Source organism: Novosphingobium nitrogenifigens DSM 19370 (genome assembly GCF_000192575.1).
GTDB classification, from domain to species: Bacteria; Pseudomonadota; Alphaproteobacteria; order Sphingomonadales; family Sphingomonadaceae; genus Novosphingobium; species Novosphingobium nitrogenifigens.
In genome coordinates this window covers 791581-806356 of record NZ_GL876926.1, presented here as the reverse complement: position 1 = coordinate 806356, position 14776 = coordinate 791581, and the positions used below count along the sequence as shown (strand labels likewise).

The window sequence follows — 14776 nt, the reverse complement described above, 5'->3', positions numbered from 1 at the left end:
ATCCGATTTGTCGAAATATAACCCAATTGGTGAAATTACGACATTTCGGCTCCGGCGCCATTTCGCCACGCTGGTGCCACTGGTCAAGTAGCTTGGCGTTCCCGTCGCATACGAATTATGGCAGGGAGTGAGAAATTCAGGCGAAACGACGCAGTTCCCGCGTCGGCCGAAGAGGAGGCAGGATGACGTCGACCGTGCCGGGGGCAGGTTCGGGCAGCGATGCGGTTCGCCGCGTCTACCTCGTGATTGTCGATGAAACGCCCGAGTCGGCGCGGGCTCTGCGCTTTGCCGCCCGCCGCGCCCTGCGCACCGGGGCCGACGTCCATTTGCTCGTGCTTGTCCCCAAGGGCGACTTCGTCACCTTCGGGTCGGTTCAGGCAACGATCGAGGCAGAAGCCCGCGACCGGGCCGAGATGCTGGCAAGCCTCGCTGCGGGCAGTCTCGCCAGCGAATCCGGCCTTGTTCCCACGATTTCGGTGAAATCCGGGGACGGTCCGACCGTCGTTCGCCACTATCTGCGCGACCATCCCGAAGTGTCCGCGCTGGTTATCGGCGCGGCGGGGGGTCCCTCGCCCGGCCCGCTGGCGAGCCATTTTGCGGCTCAGGCAGGAACCCTGCCCTGCGTCCTGATGATCGTGCCCGGCGGGGCTGACGACGCCCGGATCGACGCCGTCAGCTGACCCTCTTCCGGATCAGCGTCGGCGCCCCTGATGCCGGATATTGCCGGGGCGGCCACGCTTTCCGGCCTGATATTTCCCGCTCTTGCGTGGGGGAGCGTCGCGGCGGTCGCCCCGACGTTCGATCCCGCTTGCCCCGTCGAGAAGGTTCACAGGCTCGAACTTCAGAGCCCCGGTCAGGGGGTTCGCCTCGGCCAGACGCAGTTTCAGAATCATCCCAATGGTGAATTCTTCACCGGTTTCTTCACCAATCAGGCGTTGTGCCTTTTCATCGTAACCGAACCGTTCGATGCCGAGCGTCGAAACCGGGACCAGTCCGTCGCCGCCCAGCCCGATGATCGTGGCAAAAAGGCCGAATTTCTGGACCCCCGTGATCCGGGTGTCGAAGACTTCCCCGACACGGCCCGACAACCATGCCGCGACATAGCGGTCGATCGTCTCACGTTCGGCTTCCATCGCTCGTCGTTCGGCCGCGCTGATCGCGTCGCTGACGCGGGCAAGGTCGCTGCGGTCACGATCGGCAAGGCCGCTCAGGGCCGGAACGTCGGCACTTGCGGGCGGGCGCGGCTGTTCCAGGTCATAGGCATCAACCAGCGCGCGATGGACCAGAAGGTCCGAATAGCGCCGGATCGGCGAGGTGAAGTGCGCATAGCTGCCCAGCGCGAGCCCGAAATGCCCGGCATTGCGCGGACCGTAATAGGCCTGCGTCTGGCTGCGAAGGACCGCCTCCATGATCAGCGCCTTTTCGGTTTCGTCCGCTATGTCCTTGAGCATGCGGTTGAATAGCGAAGGGGTGATCACCTGCCCGAGCGCGAGTTTGCGGTCGAACGTCGAGAGATAGTCCTTGAGCGCAACGAGCTTTTCCCGGCTCGGCGGTTCGTGAATGCGATAGACGACCGGCGCGACTTTGGCTTCGAGCGCCTTGGCGGCGGCAACGTTGGCCGCGATCATGAAATCCTCGACGACGCGGTGGGCGTCGAGCCGTTCGCGAATGGCGACTTCGGCAATGCGGCCCTGCTGGTCGAGCACGACACGCCGTTCGGGCAATTCGAGTTCGAGCGGGTCGCGGGCATGGCGAGCCTTTTCGAGCAGGCGCCAGGCTTCCCACAGATGGACCAGGTGGGGCTCGGCGGTGTCTTCATCAATGCGGGCCTGCGCCTTTTCATAGGCGATGACTTCGGAAATGCGGACGCGTGCGCGGGTAAAGCGCCAGCCCGTCACGCGCCCCGAGGCGTCGATGGCGAGGTGGCAGGCCATTGCGGCGCGCGGTTCCCCGGCTTTCAGCGAGCAGACATCCGCACTCAGGACTTCGGGTAACATCGGGACGACGCGGTCGGGGAAATAGACCGAATTGCCGCGCTTGCGCGCTTCGCGGTCGATGGCCCCGCCCGGGCGGACGTAAAAGCTGACGTCGGCAATGGCGACGACCGCGCGATAGCCGCCACTGCCGTCGGGCTCGGCCCAGATCGCGTCATCGTGGTCGCGGGCGTCGACGGGGTCGATCGCGACGATCGGCAGATGCGTCAGATCCTCGCGCATGTCTTCACTCAGTGGCAGGCGGGCAGCCCGCTCGGCTTCCTCGATCGTCGCGTGCGGGAAGACGAAGGGGATGCCGTGCTTGTGAATGGCGATCAGGCTGAACGAGCGAGGCGCGAGCGGATCGCCCAGGACGACCGTGACCTTGACGCCTGCGCGCGGGCTGCGTCCGGCCGGTTCGGCCAGAACCAGCTGTCCTTCTTCGGCTCCGCCAAGATCGGCGATCGGCACCGAGTGACGGACGCGCTTGTCGACCGGGGCCAGCCAGCCCTTGCCGCTGCCGTCGAGCTCGATGACGCCGAGGACCTGGTCGTTTGTCGCGGGCAGTTTCTTCATCGGATGGGCGAGCCATCCCGAACCGGTTTCCTCAGTCCGCGCAAGCACGCGATCACCGAGCTTGAGCGCGGCCTGCTTGTCGCGTCCCGCGCCGCGCGGGCCCTTTGCACGCACTTCGACAATGCGCAGCCGCGGGGGCGGCGTGGCATCGTCGGGTTGCCAGCTGTCGGGGATGGCGAGGACGTCGTCATCGTCGATTTCGACAACGCGCAGAACAGTGACGCGCGGCACGCCGCCGAGCCGATGGAACGCCGTGCGGTTGCCGTCGATCAGGCCCTCTTCGGCCATGTCCTTGAGCAAGGCCTTGAGCGCGATCTTCTCGGTGCCTTTCAAGCCGAAGGCACGGGCAATTTCCCGCTTACCGGCGGGTTCCTCGCTGCTGGCGATGAAGTCGAGCACCTGCTGCCGGGTGGGCAGGCCCTGGGGCAATGAAGTGTGAAGCTTGGATCTGACCATGATACAGGCCATGCGCGCGCTGCGGCCGGTTTGCAACCACAGGCTTTGGCTCAGGGTTTGGCCAAGACCGGACCGTATCCGCCACCGGGCAAGGCGGAGGCGATCGGACTTGCACTGCCGTCGGCGGCAATTGCGCTGACGCCGAAGAACCAGTCATCGGCGCGGACGCCATCGAGCAGGGCCGTTGTCGCGGACGTGGTAAGAACCTTGTCCTCCCAACCCGGCGCATCGGTCCGCCGACGCCACACTGCATAGGACAAAGCACCCGGCACCCGATCCCAGTGCAAGGTCGTGAACGTCTTGACGGCACCATCGACGCTTGCGGTCGGAGGCAGCGGCGCCGAGGCCAGAGCCGTCAGCGCCCGGACGTTGAGGCGCGTGACTTTGGCGAGATAGGCAAAATCCATCCGGTCGGGCGTGTCGCCATAGACATGGCCGTTCTCCACGCGCGGTGTCTGATGCTGCGCTTCATAGTTTTCGACCGCAACCGTAAGGCGCACGGCGGGATAGCCCGCTTCCTCGAACGGCAAGTGATCGCCGCCCCGCCCCATGCGGTCGGCCCGCCAGACCTGCCGCACGGAAAGACCCGCCGGATCGGCCGAGGCAAGGCCCGCCAGCCAGCGGGACAGATTGCGCGAGGGACTGTCGTTTTCGCCGCCGTATAGCCGTTGTGCATGGGTCAGTGCCGCGTCGGCGTCGGCGCGAGGGCCTTCGGAAAAGACGCGGACATGGGCGTCATCGACGGTTCCGTCGGAACTGCGCGAATTGCCGACGATGTCGTTGTTGAGCACGGCCTTGACCGTCCAGTGCTGAGACCGGGCGTAATCGGCGAGCAGCTTGCCGCCATAAAGCCCTTGCTCTTCGCCGGAGAGAACGGCGTAGACGACCGTCGAAGGAAAGCGCGCGTGACACATCGTTCGCGCCGCTTCGAGAACGAGAGCCGTACCCGATCCGTCGTCATTGGCGCCCGGGGCATCGCCGATCGGGTCCATCACGTCGCTGCGCATGGAATCGATGTGGGCCTCGACGATGACTACTTCGTCGGGGCGTTCGCTGCCGCGTTGAACCGCCAGCACATCGATGAGCCGGGTCGGGTTGGGAACGCGTTTTCCGGTGATCGTGGTTTCCGGCTTCACGATCGCGGCATCCTTGCCGCAGGCATCGTGCAATTGGCTTTCCGCCCAAGCGCGCGCCGCGCCGATCCCGCGCCGGGGGTCGGCCTGTGAAGACAATGTATGCCGCGTGCCGAAAGCGACGAGGCGGTCGATGCTGACCTTAAGCCGTGCCTGCGACACCTGATCGGCCGGAGCCGCACAAACGGGAGACGCGATCAGCGCAGCGCCGAGAAGCAGACGTTTCATAAAGGCGAGCCTAGCGCCTTGCCCGCCGGGAGCAAGGCGCCAGAACTGGATTGGCCAAACTGGTTTGGCCAGACCGGGTTGCTCAGTATGCCCGCGCGACCAGGATGCGTTCGACCGCAGGTTCCCCGGTGAAGGGGCAGGTGCCGGTCGGCGGCGTCGCGTCGATCGGGGTATTGCGGATGGTGAGCTTGAGCGCCTTCAACTGCTCGACGACCTTGTCGAGAGCTTCGCCGGTCGGACGCGACCAGCCCAGCTCTACCCAGCCCGGCATCGGACGATCGTCGGCGAAATAGGCGGCCAGCCCGGCAAGATCGGTGATCCCGCGCTCGATCCGCTCGTCACGCCATGCGCGCGCTTCGGCAAAGAGCGCGTCCTGGATGGATTCGAGTTCGGAGGTTGCCGTGGCGAGGAATTCCTCGCGGGCGATCCCCTTGAAATCGACCTTGCCGTCTTCGCGCCACAGGCGGTCGCGGCGCACGACCGAAACCTGACCGTTTTCGGCATCACGTCCGCCGATTTCGAGAACCAGCGGCACGCCCTTCTTGACCCAGCCCCAACGCTTGGCCGTTGCCTTGCCCGGACGCTTGTCGAGAAGGACACGCACCTTTTCGTCAAACACGCTCTGCGACACGAGCGCCTTGCGCAGTTCTTCGCAATAGGCGAGCAGCGCCTCGTCACCGTCGTTGTCGCGCAGCATGGGCAAGATGACGATCTGGTGCGGAGCAACCTGCGGCGGGGTGCGCAGTCCGTCATCATCGCCGTGCGTCATGATGACGCCGCCGATCATGCGGGTCGAAACGCCCCAGCTGGTGGTGTGGCACAGCACTTGCTGGCCTTCCTTGTCCTGATAGCGGATCCCGGCGGCTTCGGCGAATGTGGTGCCGAGGTAATGCGAGGTTCCGGCTTGAAGCGCCTTGCCGTCCTGCATCATCGCTTCGATCGAATACGTCGCGACCGCGCCGGGGAAGCGTTCGTTCTCGGGCTTGGGACCGGCCACGACCGGAAGCGCGAGCACGTCTTCGGCAAAGCTGCGGTACATTTCGAGCGCGCGCAGCGTTTCGGTCATCGCGTCGGCTTCATCGGCGTGGGCGGTATGCCCTTCCTGCCACAGGAACTCGCTGGTGCGCAGGAACATGCGGGTGCGCATTTCCCAGCGAACGACGTTCGCCCACTGATTGGTCAGCAGCGGCAGGTCGCGCCACGACTGGATCCAGCGCGCCATCGCCGCACCGATCACCGTTTCCGACGTCGGACGCACGACCAGCGGTTCTTCCAGCTTGGCTTCGGGATCGGGGATCAGCCCGCGCTCGGGATCGGCGATCAGGCGGTGATGCGTGACGACCGCCATTTCCTTGGCAAAGCCGTCCACGTGGTCGGCTTCACGCGCGAAGAACGAGAGCGGGATGAACAGCGGGAAATAACAATTGTCGACGCCTGCGGCCTTGATCCGCTCGTCCATCAGCTTCTGGATACGTTCCCAGATGCCATAGCCCCACGGCTTGATCACCATGCAACCGCGCACGCCGGATTCCTCGGCGAGCTCGGCTTCGGCGATCACCGCCTGATACCACTGGGCGAAGTCTTCGCTGCGCTTGACGGGCAGCGCGTGCTTGATCTTGGTGCTGGTCATGCGCGCCGGGTTAAGGGCGCGCACAGATTCGGGCAACACCCGGCATGCGCCGATGCTGCCCGAAATTCCTTACTTGACCAGCTTGTCGAGCTTCTTTTGCATCTCGGCAACCTGTTCGCGCAGGTTCGCCAGCTCGTCGCCGTCGGCTGCGGGCTTGTCCTCGCCGGTCGCAGCCTGTGCTCCGGGAACGAAGGCGGCTGCGGCGGCCTTGAAGATTTCCATGTTGCGCTGGGCGATCTGGGCCAGCGGGTTCGCACCGATGCTGTCCTCGATCGCCTTGCGCAGCTTGGCCTGGTTCTCGCGGAAATGTTCCATCGACGCTTCGAGATAACCGGGCAAAAGGCCCTGCATCGAATTGCCGTACATCCCGATCAGCTGGCGCAGGAAATTGGTCGGCAGCATCTGGCTGCCCCCGGCTTCCTCTTCCATGATGATCTGGGTCAGGATCGTGTGAGTCAGGTCGGCGCCGGACTTGGCATCGATCACTTTGAAGTCGACGTTTTCCTTCACCATCTGGGCAAGGTGGTCGAGCGTGATGTAACTGCTGGTCCGCGTATTGTACAAACGACGGTTGGCGTACTTCTTGATGATGACCGTTTCGCCATCCTTCGCTTGATTCGCCATATCTGACAGCCCCCTCGGGTTAACGGGGTGATTACTAGCAGATGCAGTATGTGCGATGCAACAAGGCGTGATCGCTACATTTTCGAACGTTTTGTGAAGAAGTCAGGTTTCGGAAGAACCATTTCCGAGTGCCGCAAGCGCCGCGTCCCAGGCAAGGACAATGGCCCCATGCCGCGAGGGATAATCCCGCGCCGGCGCGATCACGTCGAGACCGGGCCATTCCGGCAAGCCGCCCTCGCCATCAAGCCACTGCTCCAGGGCATCGCGAGTCCGGCACAGGTCGGCAAGGGTTGCGCCGGTCGCGCCGCGTGCAAAGGCGCAGGCAGCCGCCTGCCCGATGGCGCAGGCATGGGCGCGCACCCCCAGGCGGGTGATCGCGCCCTGCCCGTCGAGTTCTAGTCCGATCGCAAGCGTGCTGCCGCAAGTCCGGGAGCGAGCCTCGCCCTTGAGCGGCAGGGCGTCGTCCCATGGGAATGCAGCAAGTCCCGTCGCCGCAGCGAGCACGGCAGACGTATATAATGTCGCGCGCGGGGCGTTCATCGCGTCATTCGCCGTCGGATGCAGTGGCCCGATGGCGATGCGGATGGTGCGCAGCGTGGGATGCGGTGTGAGTGGGGAGAGGTCCGTCGCTGTCACCGGTCGCAGCGTCGATCGCGGCATCGGTGGCGCGATGCCGAGCCGCCTTTACCGCATCTTCACGCCGTTCCGAGATGAGCGACATCAGTTCGTCGCTTGCCGCGTTAAGGAACGGATACGTGCGCCCCGCCGTGATCCAGGTTGGACGCCCTTTGGGGCCCCAGACGATGTCATAGGCAAAGACCAGCAGCGAAAAGGCCAGTACCATGATGACAAAGCCCTTCACTGCGCCAAAGCCGAAGCCCAGGACGCGATCGATGGGGCCGAGCATCGAGCCTCTGCTCGCGTTGCCCATATGCCGCGCGGCGAGTTTGGTGCCGAAATAGGGAACGGCAAGCAGAATGCCGAACGCCACGATACCGGCGCTGGTTTCGCTTGCGATCCATCCGCCGAGAAGTCCCGTCAGCGCGGCGTGCCCGTAATGAACCGCCAGCATGGCAAGGCACCATGCCGCAAGCGACAGCACTTCCTCCACGAAACCGCGAAAGAAACCGGCCGCGGCACCAAGGCCGACAGCGAGCAGGACGACATAATCGAAGCCGGTCATGCCACGCGACCTAGGCGGACCCTATGATCCGGTCAACGAGATTTGGCAGCAATTTGAGCCCGCGATAATCGCTTCCGCCTTCCTGCTCCAGCCCTGCCGGACCAAAGGCACTGGCAAAACCCAGCTTTGCGGCCTCTTTCAGGCGGATCGGCGCATGAGCAACAGGCCGCACTTCTCCTGCCAGAGAGATTTCGCCGAACCATACCGCGTCGGCAGGCAAGGCCCGATCGGCAAGAGCCGAAACCAGCGCGGCCGCAACCGCAAGGTCGGCAGCCGGATCGCCGAGGCGATAGCCCCCCGCGACATTGAGATAAACTTCCGCCGACGAGAAATTGAGCCCGCACCGCGCCTCGAGCACGGCGAGCAGCATGGCAAGGCGTCCGCTGTCCCACCCGACCACGGCGCGACGGGGCGTGGCGCCACTGGCAAGGCGCACGGTCAGCGCCTGAATTTCGACGAGCACCGGGCGGGTTCCCTCAAGCGCGGGAAAGACCGCACTGCCCGGCACCGGGTCCCCTCGCCCGGACAGGAACAGCATCGAGGGGTTACCGACTTCCTCGAGCCCCTGTCCCTGCATCGAAAAGACACCGATCTCGTCGACCGCGCCGAAGCGGTTCTTGATGGCGCGCAGGATGCGGTATTGATGGCTACGCTCGCCCTCGAAGCTCATCACCACGTCGACCATGTGTTCGAGCACGCGCGGCCCCGCAATCGAGCCGTCCTTGGTCACGTGGCCGACCAGAACCAGCGCGGCGCCACTTTCCTTGGCATAACGGATCAACTCGAACGCGCAGGCGCGCACCTGGCTGACCGTGCCCGGCGCACCCTCGATGGAATCGGAATGCATCGTCTGAATGGAATCGATGACCAGGAAGTCGGGCGCGGGCATGGTCGCGAGCGTCGTCAGGATGTCCCGCACCGACGTTGCCGAGGCGAGCAGGATCGGCGCCGACCCCAGCCCCAATCGCCCGGCGCGCAGCCGCACCTGATCGGAGGCTTCTTCGCCGCTGATATAGATGGCCCGACCGCCACCGCTCGCGACATTGGCCGCAGCCTGCAGCAACAGGGTCGATTTGCCGATGCCGGGATCCCCCCCCATCAGGACGGCCGAGCCCGCAACCAGGCCGCCGCCGAGCGCGCGATCGAATTCGGCAAGGCCGGTCTTGCGGCGCGGCGGCAAGGCCACGGGGCGATCGAGCGGGACGAAGGAAAAAGCGCGTCCACCACTCGACAAGTCGTGCTTGGTCGAGAACACAGTCTCGGGCGCCTCTTCGGCGAGCGTGTTCCATTCCGAGCAATCGGGGCATTGACCCTGCCAGCGCGAGGACACGCTGCCGCAGGCCTGACAGACATAACGACGTTTGGGCTTTGCCATGGCGTCCGCCTACCCTGAACATTACGCGAACACAAGGGGGTGCGCCGACCGAGGAGAGTAACCCGATCAAGGTAATACGGCTCAGTCAACTATCTGTGATGCCACCCTTTTAAGATGGAGCCAAGTTGACGACATACGCTAAACTTAGATCACAGGCTGTTCTCGCGACAAGGAACCGTTTTTTCAAGACCAGCATCAAATGAAATGGCGATCTTCACGAGCTAATTTTGACCTCGATCAAAAAGCACAGATTCCTTCTGCGCGGGGATTGCCCAATAGCCACTCAGAATAAATAGAAAGTATTTTTCACACAGACTGCCGCACATATCTATAAGAAATCTCAAAAATTCCTATTTGCGAAATTATATTCTAAATAATAATAAAATTATTCATCATAAATGTGAATCACATACACGTAAATTAAATAACTCCTCCAAGAAAATTGGAAATGATGACAAGTCAATCAAATAAGTCATGGGGCATCCATAAAATCTGATAATGCCTTGTACCAGTGATACCCCCCCTGCATAAGTTTCCGCGAGGGAAACATGACCTTGCGACCGCCAATCCGCGTGCCTGAGCAGCGGATGTCCTGGGCGGGTGATATTGGCGGTTTGCAAGCTCGTATTTTGCTCAAGAAAACTCGTCGCGGTGGAAAATCCACCGGTGCTGCCGGATCGCACGACGACACCCAGGGGGGTTGTATGAAAAACAGTATCCATTTGTTGAGACACGGCCTTTTTGCGGGCTGCGCATTGGCGGCAATGGGGGGCGCGGGCGTTGCGCATGCCGCAGACGCACCGGCGGCCGCCGAAACCCCTTCCACCATTCCCGGTGAAATCCTCGTCACGGCACAGCGCCGCACACAGTCGGTGCAAAGCGTTCCAATGACCCTGCAGGCGCTGAGCGGGGATGCTCTGAGCAAGCTCAACGTCACCACTTTCAGCGACCTTCTCAAATATACCCCAAACGTCACTTTCGGTAACAACGGTCCGGGCCAGGGCGCGATCTTCATGCGCGGTCTTTCGGCCGGTTACGGCGGCGAACAGTCGGCCGGCACGATTTCGCCGTTCCCGAACGTGGCGGTCTATCTCGACGATCAGTCGATGCAGTTCCCGGCGCACAATGCCGACGTCTACGTCGCCGACATCGAACGCGTCGAAGTGCTCGAAGGCCCCCAGGGCACGCTGTTCGGCGGCGGTGCGCAGGCTGGTGCTGTGCGTTACATCACGGCCAAGCCCAAGCTCGACAAGATCGAAGGCAAGATCGAAGGCAGTTTCGGCGGGACCGTCGGCGGAGCTGCCAACGCTGCCTTCAACGCGATGATCAACCTGCCGATCATCCAGGACAAGCTCGCCGTGCGCGCGGTGGTCTACGACGACCATCACGGTGGTTACATCGACAACGTCTATTCGACGTTCACGCGCATGGATACCGATCTCGGCAATCACTACTTCAATCTTGGCGGCAAGACGCTGCCCGCGTCGCAACAGTCGAACAGCGGGAAGTACGACAACGCCAACATGGTCAAGAACAACTACAACCCGGTCGACTACGTCGGCGGCCGCGTTGAAGTTGCGTGGAATATCGCGCCTGACTGGAACCTGCTCGTCGCGGAATCCTATCAGAGCCTGGATGCCGAGGGCACGTTCTCGACCCAGTCCTACAGCTATGACTACGTCCCGATCGGAACGCTTCAGTCGACCACGTTCGAGCCCAGCTACAACAAGGACAGCTACTGGAACACCGCCTGGACGATCGACGGCAAGATCGGCGATTTCAAGGTGCTCTACACCGGCGCCTACATGAGCCGGCATATCTCGTCGCAGGGTGACTATACCAACTATGCCCGCGCGTCCTACGGCACGTTCTACCAGTGCACCGGCGGCAGCACCTACTGGAACACCGGTGCGACGCCTTATTGCTACGCGCCGAACGCCTACTGGAAGGATACGATCAAGACCACGCACGAAAGCCACGAAGTCCGCATCACCACCCCGGACAACAAGCGCATTCGCGCCATTCTTGGCGGCTATTACGAATCCTTCAAGATCAAGGACGTCAACGACTGGTACTACCGCACGATCCCGGGTTGCACCTCGGCCGACGACCTGACCTCGTCTGTCTGCGTCGCCTCGGTCGGCCCGATTGCCGGATCGACCCAGAACGAACCTGGTCTGCGCAATTCGGCCGTGGCTTTCGGTGAAGATACCCAGCGCGGCTACAAGCAGTTCGCGTTCTTCGGGTCGGTCGATTTCGACCTTCTGCCCAACCTGACGCTGACGGCCGGGACCCGCTACTACAACTACAACGAGTTCGAGACAGGCTCACAGTACGGCTCGTTCTCGACGAGCTGCTATCAGGCTCTCACCTGCTCGGCAGGGATCAACATCGACGCCAACAACGATCACGTCCGCTATCACGGGTTCAAGAGCCGCGGGTCGATCAGCTGGAAGCCGGCCGAGCACACCATGCTCTATGCCGTGTTCAGCCAGGGCTTCCGCCCCGGCGGGTTCAACCGCGGATCGACCGGCGCTGTCCGCGATCCCGAAGAACCCCATGGCTTCCAGCTTCAGCGCCCCGGCAGCTACAAGCCGGATACGCTGACCAACTGGGAAATCGGGCTGAAGACCGACCTGTTCGACCGCAAGGTGCAGTTCAACCTGTCCGGTTACTACATGGTCTGGGAAAATGTTCAGCTGACCTATTTCAACCCGGCGGCAGGCTTCGGCAACACCGCCTTTGCGACCAACGGTCCGAACTATCACATCAAGGGGGTCGAAGCGCAGATCGTCGCCCGCCCGATGAACGGCCTGTTCTTCCAGGGCTCGGCGACTTACAACGACAGCAAGCAGTCGTCCTCGCCGTGCTTCGTGTCCAACATCTCGACTTCGTCGAGCTATGGGAAGTGCATCACGCAGGTCTATTCGAGCGGCGTGGTCCGCAGCGTTGCCAGCCCGTTCGGCAATGTCGGCGACACGACCCCGTTCAGCCCGCATGTCCAGGCGAGCTTCCGCGGTCGCTATGACTGGGAAGGCAAGGCGGGCATGAACTGGTTCGCCTCGGGCGGGGTTTCCTATACCGGCCCGATGTACAACCAGCCGGCGACCTATCCTTCGGGCACGGTGGCCGACGGGCAGTCCTCGTTTGCCGGTCCCAACGGGGTGGTCATCCCGGGCAGCACCCTGCTGCGCTACCGCATGTCGGGCTATGCCCTGCTCGATGCTTCGTTCGGGTTCAGCAAGGACAAGTGGACGGTCACGATCTACGGCGAAAACCTGACCAACACCCATGCCTCGACGTTCACCAACTCGGCCCAGTTCATCAAGACCGAGATTCCCGTGCGGCCGCTGGTCTACGGCATGAAAGTCAGCATGAAGTTCTGATCGTCGAACGCCTTCCGGGGCGCATGACGACAGGCTTGCGATGAAGAGGGGCGGCACCGGCCAGGCGCCGCCCCTTCTTTGTCGGGGCATCGTTTTGACAACCGTACGGCAATTGCCGAAAGGTATGCACATCATGGTCGCCACCTCCCCTTCGCTTATGCAGTCTGCCACGCCGCAGCCCGCCAATTCCCTTGAGATTGAAGTGGCGCGCTTGCGCGAATTGCTGGTGGCGGGGAAATATCAGGCGGCACTCGATACGGTTGAACCGTTGTTGGTGGACTATCCCTCCAATCGCGATCTCCTGATGATTGCGGCGGGCGCCTTGCGTCATCTTCGCCGCACGCAAGAGGCTTTGGCAACGCTCGACCGACTGGCCGCGATCCAGCCGAATTTCAGCCAGATGCTGCAGGAGCGGGGGCTTTGCCACGTCGCCCTGCGCAATGCTCCCGAAGCGATCGCCGCCCTGAACGCTGCGGTCGCGATCAATCCCAATCTGCCGATGGCCTGGCACATGCTTGGCGGCCTGTCACGGATGACCGGTGACCAGGCGGGGGCTGCTCTTGCCGAACGGCATGGTGCGCATCTTGCCAGCCTGCCGCCGCCGGTCCTGCGCGCCAAATCCCTGTTTTCCGATGGCGAAATGGACGCTGCTGAACGGATGATCCGCGATTTCCTGCTGGCTCACGGCGACCATCCCGAGGCCATGCGACTGCTGGCACAGATCGGTTTCGTGCGAGGTGTTCACGACGATGCCGAACTGCTCTTTGCCGGGGTACTGGCCTTGGTGCCCGACCATCACGACGCGCGGGGGGAATATGTTCAAACCCTGATCGCGCGACACAAGTTTTCCGAGGCGCGCAAGGCATTGGCCCCTCTTCTCGAACGGGACCCTGCCAATCACGCGCACCGTATCCAGGCCGCGACGATTGCCGTCGGTCTCGGCGAAAACGATGCAGCTATAAATCTTTACCGGGCGATGCTGGCAGACCTTGTTCCGACCGATGACGGCGCACGCCTGCTCCGAGCCGACCTTTGCCTCTGGCTGGGCCATGCGCTCAAGACGGTTGGGCAGGTTCCCGAAGCGGTCGAGGCCTATCGCGACGCCGCACGGGAACGCCCCGATTTCGGCGACGCATGGTGGAGCCTTGCCAATCTCAAGACCTATCGCTTCACCGACGAGGAAATCGCCACGATCGCGCGCGAGGAAGCTCTCGAAAGCACGGCCCCGATCGATCGCATCCACCTCGCCTTCGCGCTCGGCAAGGCATTGGAGGACCGCAAGGATCCTGCAGGATCGTGGGCGGCCTATACCCGGGGCAATGCGGCACAACGGGCGCAGAGCACTTACCGTCCGGAGATATTCGAGACCAACACCCGTGAACAGAAGCGCGTGTGCACCCCGGCCTTTTTCGCCGCGCGCACCGGTTGGGGCGATCCTTCGCCGGATCCGATTTTCGTGCTCGGCCTGCCGCGTGCGGGTTCGACCCTGATCGAGCAGATCCTCGCATCGCACTCACAAGTCGAAGGAACGCAGGAGCTTCCCGACATTCAGCACATCGTCCACGACCTTCACGGGCGGGAGCTGAATTTCGACAACCCGCGCTATCCCGGCGTCCTGCCCGAAGTCGACATGGAGACGGCCCGCCGCTTCGGTGAACGCTATATCGCGGATACGCGCCCTTATCGGGCGCTCGGCAGACCGTTTTTCATCGACAAGATGCCGAACAATTTCAGGCACATCGGCCTCATTCATCTGATCCTTCCCAAGGCCCGGATTATCGATGCGCGGCGCAATCCGATGGACTGCTGCTTTTCCAACCTCAAGCAGCTCTTCGCGCAGGGCCAGGAATTCACTTACTCGATCGAGGACATCGCCCGCTATTACCGGACCTACCTCGATCTCATGCGGCATTGGGACGCCGTTCTTCCCGGCAAGGTCCTGCGTCTCGTCAACGAAGACCTGATCGCCGATCCCGAAGGACAGATCCGCCGCCTGCTCGACCATTGCGGGCTGCCGTTCGAGGAAGGCTGCCTCAATTTCCACCAGACCCGTCGCAGCGTGCGAACGCCCAGCTCCGAACAGGTCCGCCGCCCGATCAGCCGCGATGGCATCGACCAATGGCGCCCCTATGAGCAATGGCTCGAACCCTTGCGTGACGCTCTTGGCGATGCGCTCGACACCTGGCGCGACTGACGCCGGATCGCATGATGC

11 protein-coding genes are annotated in these 14776 nt (G+C 62.9%); 3 read left to right on the top strand and 8 right to left on the bottom strand.

Translation table 11 applies throughout. The features are described 5' to 3' along the window. The first annotated feature begins 182 nt into the window (after positions 1–182). A complete protein-coding gene (locus tag Y88_RS03895) occupies positions 183–680 on the top strand; it encodes a universal stress protein (protein WP_008066476.1) in 498 nt (165 codons plus the stop codon). 12 nt (positions 681–692) lie between these two features. Here the strand turns inward: Y88_RS03895 and Y88_RS03890 are convergent, their stop codons facing one another. From Y88_RS03890 to Y88_RS19325, 8 genes are all read right to left on the bottom strand, one after another. Beyond that, positions 693–3005, bottom strand: coding sequence for a ribonuclease R family protein (locus Y88_RS03890; RefSeq protein WP_198133320.1), 2313 nt, complete (start codon positions 3003–3005; stop codon positions 693–695). Between the two features lie 50 nt (positions 3006–3055). Further along, positions 3056–4366: a M28 family peptidase gene (locus Y88_RS03885; protein ID WP_008066473.1), complete on the bottom strand. Its 1311-nt coding sequence runs from the start codon at positions 4364–4366 to the stop codon at positions 3056–3058. Positions 4367–4448: 82 nt separating this feature from the next. Further along, positions 4449–5996 (bottom strand): proline--tRNA ligase, encoded by a 1548-nt coding sequence (proS, locus tag Y88_RS03880; RefSeq protein WP_008066472.1) that lies wholly within the window; start codon positions 5994–5996, stop codon positions 4449–4451. A 69-nt stretch (positions 5997–6065) separates the two neighbouring features. Then, entirely contained in the window at positions 6066–6620 is a 555-nt protein-coding gene (gene phaR, locus Y88_RS03875; RefSeq protein WP_008066470.1) for a polyhydroxyalkanoate synthesis repressor PhaR, read from the bottom strand. 102 nt (positions 6621–6722) lie between these two features. Further along, positions 6723–7160 carry an iron-sulfur cluster assembly scaffold protein gene (locus tag Y88_RS03870; RefSeq protein WP_232280906.1) on the bottom strand — a complete coding sequence of 146 codons (438 nt, stop codon included), beginning with the start codon at positions 7158–7160 and terminating at the stop codon, positions 6723–6725. Positions 7161–7164: 4 nt separating this feature from the next. Further along, complete coding sequence (locus tag Y88_RS03865; RefSeq protein WP_008066466.1) at positions 7165–7803, bottom strand: CvpA family protein; 639 nt, start codon at positions 7801–7803, stop codon at positions 7165–7167. Between the two features lie 10 nt (positions 7804–7813). After that, the gene (radA, locus tag Y88_RS03860; protein WP_008066464.1) at positions 7814–9178 is read right to left on the bottom strand and encodes a DNA repair protein RadA; all 1365 of its coding nucleotides are present in this window, start codon (positions 9176–9178) and stop codon (positions 7814–7816) included. Positions 9179–9570: 392 nt separating this feature from the next. Continuing rightward, positions 9571–9900 carry a hypothetical protein gene (locus Y88_RS19325; RefSeq protein WP_232280905.1) on the bottom strand — a complete coding sequence of 110 codons (330 nt, stop codon included), beginning with the start codon at positions 9898–9900 and terminating at the stop codon, positions 9571–9573. Between the two features lie 3 nt (positions 9901–9903). Between Y88_RS19325 and Y88_RS03855 the strand changes: the two genes are divergently transcribed. Together Y88_RS03855 and Y88_RS03850 are read left to right on the top strand one after the other, a co-directional pair. Then, on the top strand, positions 9904–12564 hold the full coding sequence (locus tag Y88_RS03855; protein ID WP_232280904.1) for a TonB-dependent receptor: 2661 nt from the start codon (positions 9904–9906) through the stop codon (positions 12562–12564). 124 nt (positions 12565–12688) lie between these two features. Further along, entirely contained in the window at positions 12689–14758 is a 2070-nt protein-coding gene (locus Y88_RS03850) for a tetratricopeptide repeat-containing sulfotransferase family protein (protein ID WP_081458628.1), read from the top strand. The last annotated feature ends 18 nt before the right edge of the window (positions 14759–14776 follow it).

Excerpts from the sequence above, each read along its gene's own strand:
- phaR (WP_008066470.1), bottom strand. The coding sequence starts at position 6,620 with ATGGCGAATCAAGCGAAGGATGGCGAAACGGTCATCATCAAGAAGTAC.
- Y88_RS03895 (WP_008066476.1), top strand. The coding sequence starts at position 183 with ATGACGTCGACCGTGCCGGGGGCAGGTTCGGGCAGCGATGCGGTTCGC.
- Y88_RS03890 (WP_198133320.1), bottom strand. The coding sequence starts at position 3,005 with ATGGTCAGATCCAAGCTTCACACTTCATTGCCCCAGGGCCTGCCCACC.
- Y88_RS03850 (WP_081458628.1), top strand. The coding sequence starts at position 12,689 with ATGCACATCATGGTCGCCACCTCCCCTTCGCTTATGCAGTCTGCCACG.
- Y88_RS19325 (WP_232280905.1), bottom strand. The coding sequence starts at position 9,900 with ATGGATACTGTTTTTCATACAACCCCCCTGGGTGTCGTCGTGCGATCC.
- Y88_RS03870 (WP_232280906.1), bottom strand. The coding sequence starts at position 7,160 with ATGAACGCCCCGCGCGCGACATTATATACGTCTGCCGTGCTCGCTGCG.
- Y88_RS03865 (WP_008066466.1), bottom strand. The coding sequence starts at position 7,803 with ATGACCGGCTTCGATTATGTCGTCCTGCTCGCTGTCGGCCTTGGTGCC.
- proS (WP_008066472.1), bottom strand. The coding sequence starts at position 5,996 with ATGACCAGCACCAAGATCAAGCACGCGCTGCCCGTCAAGCGCAGCGAA.
- Y88_RS03885 (WP_008066473.1), bottom strand. The coding sequence starts at position 4,366 with ATGAAACGTCTGCTTCTCGGCGCTGCGCTGATCGCGTCTCCCGTTTGT.
- radA (WP_008066464.1), bottom strand. The coding sequence starts at position 9,178 with ATGGCAAAGCCCAAACGTCGTTATGTCTGTCAGGCCTGCGGCAGCGTG.